Origin of the sequence: Streptomyces sp. NPDC089915 (assembly GCF_040684675.1) — a bacterium.
Lineage (GTDB): Bacteria > Actinomycetota > Actinomycetes > Streptomycetales > Streptomycetaceae > Streptomyces.
In genome coordinates this window covers 1-1,506 of the sequence record NZ_JBFBGN010000364.1, presented here as the reverse complement: position 1 = coordinate 1,506, position 1,506 = coordinate 1, and the positions used below count along the sequence as shown (strand labels likewise).

Genomic DNA, 1,506 nt, shown 5'->3' with positions numbered 1-1,506 from the left:
TCCTCCGTCCCTGGTGGTTATCCCCCCGCCCGCCCTCCCGGCCCCCCACCCCGGCGGCCGCTGCCCGCGCCTGGGGGGGCGCGGTCGCTCCAGCCGCGCGCCCGCGGCCGGGCGGGCACGGTCGGGGAGGGGCGGAAAGTTCCAAGCCGTGGCATGTCAAGGGGGTTGCCCGCCCATCCGTTCGGGGGCCAGGCGCAATGATCTTCCGGCGGTGTCCTGGCAGAGTCGGTGTCAAGCAGCCGGCCGACCCGGCAGGGCGGCCCGGGACCAGGGGGAAGACTCATGTACCGCAAGCGCGTAGCCACCGCAGTCCTGCTCGCCTCGGCGATCATCGGAGCCGCCGTACCCGCGGCGTCGGCCCAGCCGGCCGATCCGGTACAGCGGCAGCTGGACCTCCTCGTCAACAGCGACGGGGTCCCGGGCGCCCTGGCGTACGACGGCAGGACGACGCGGACCGCCGGTGTCGCGGACACCGGGACGGGCCGGCCCATGGTCGACGCGCGGGGGCGGATGCGACTGGCCAGCGACACCAAGGCGTTCACCGCGACCGCCGTGCTGCGCCTGGTGGCGGACGGCCGGATCCGGCTTGAGGACCGCGCCGGCCGCTACGTCCCGCAGCTCGCCGAACGGCCCATCACCATCCGGCAGTTGCTCAAGCAGACCAGCGGACTGCCGGAGTACGCCACGCTGGTGGACTGGACCCGGGGCGGCACGCCCGAGGAGTACCTGGCCCTCTCGCTGAAGGAGAAGCCGGTCTTCGACCCCGGTACCGACTGGGGCTACTCCAACACCAACTACCTGGTCCTCGGCATGGTGATAGACAAGGCCTCGGGAGTCGGCTTCCGGACGTACGTCGAACGGACGATCCTGCGCCCGCTGCACCTGGACGACACCTACTGGCCCGCCCCCGGCGAGCTGTCGCTGCGCGGGCCGCACGCCCGCAACTACGGGGTCAACCCGGCCGCTCCGGAGGCCGGCCGGGTGGACGTGACCGATCTGCCCGGCTACGAGTTCGGCGCGTCCGGGGGCCTCGTCTCCACGCCCAAGGACCTCAACGCCTTCTGGGACGGACTGTTCGGCGGCCGCCTCCTGCCCGACTGGGCGCTGCGCATGATGACCCAGGACACCACCGGGATCGGCGGGCGCGACGTCTACCCGGCGGGCAGCCGCTACGGCTACGGCATCGCCTCGATCCCGCTGAGCTGCGGCGGCGTGTACTGGGGCCACGGCGGCGACCTGCCCGGCGACTCGGTCGCCGGAGGCCGCGCCACGGGGGGCCGCGGGACCGTGACCGTCTACACCACGACCTGGGCGGCCGAGGGCGACAGCCTGCGCCACCTCCAGGGCGCGGTGGACGCGGCCCTCTGCGCGAAGCGCCGCTGACCCGCACGACCAGGCGTCAGGCGTCAGGTGTTCAGGTGGTGGAGCGCGACCGCGGTGTGGAGGGCCGCCCCGGTGGCCATGGTCTCCTCGTCGAAGACGACCTGGTCGCTGTGGCAGTCGGGG

1 protein-coding gene is annotated in these 1,506 nt (G+C 73.8%); it reads left to right on the top strand.

Annotated features, from left to right (window positions below; genetic code table 11):
* Window positions 1-282 precede the first annotated feature (282 nt).
* Window positions 283-1,383 carry a serine hydrolase domain-containing protein gene (locus AB0O29_RS35855; RefSeq protein WP_365160615.1) on the top strand — a complete coding sequence of 367 codons (1,101 nt, stop codon included), beginning with the start codon at window positions 283-285 and terminating at the stop codon, window positions 1,381-1,383.
* The last annotated feature ends 123 nt before the right edge of the window (window positions 1,384-1,506 follow it).